This window comes from Bacillus sp. T17B1, from assembly GCF_026796395.1.
GTDB lineage: Bacteria > Bacillota > Bacilli > Bacillales > Bacillaceae > Bacillus > Bacillus spizizenii_A.
The window spans coordinates 10,007-10,545 of the sequence record NZ_JALAYA010000033.1 but is presented as its reverse complement, the minus strand read 5'-3'; the positions used below and the strand labels follow the sequence as shown (position 1 = coordinate 10,545).

General features: G+C 54.4%; 1 pseudogene. It reads left to right on the top strand.

The window, feature by feature from the left end:
* Nucleotides 1-539: pseudogene (locus tag MOF34_RS16160) on the top strand (AMP-binding protein); the annotation flags it as partial.

The window sequence follows — 539 nt, the reverse complement described above, 5'->3', positions numbered from 1 at the left end:
CTGTCACTCGTCACTGAACCAGAAAAACAAGCGCTTCTGGAGGCATGGAAGGGCAAAACGCTGCCTGTGCCGACAGACAAAACCGTTCATCAGCTATTTGAAGAAACGGCTCAGCGCTACAAAGACCGCCCGGCTGTTACATACAACGGCCAGTCATGGACGTACGGCGAGCTGAATGCGAAGGCGAACCGTCTTGCCCGGATTCTGATCGACTGCGGTATCAGCGCGGATGAACGCATCGGCATCCTCACGAAGCCGTCGCTGGAAATGTCCGCCGCGGTGCTCGGCGTCTTAAAGGCGGGAGCGGCGTTTGTGCCGATTGATCCTGACTATCCGGAACAGCGGATTGACTATATCCTACAGGACAGCGGTGCGAGACTTCTCTTGAAACAGGAAGGCATCGCAGTGCCGGACAGCTATACGGGCGAGGTCATTCTTCTCGACGGCAACCGTACAATCCTGAGTTTGCCGCTTGATGAAAATGATGAGGAAAATCCGCAGACTGACACTACCGCGGATCACCTTGCTTATATGATTTA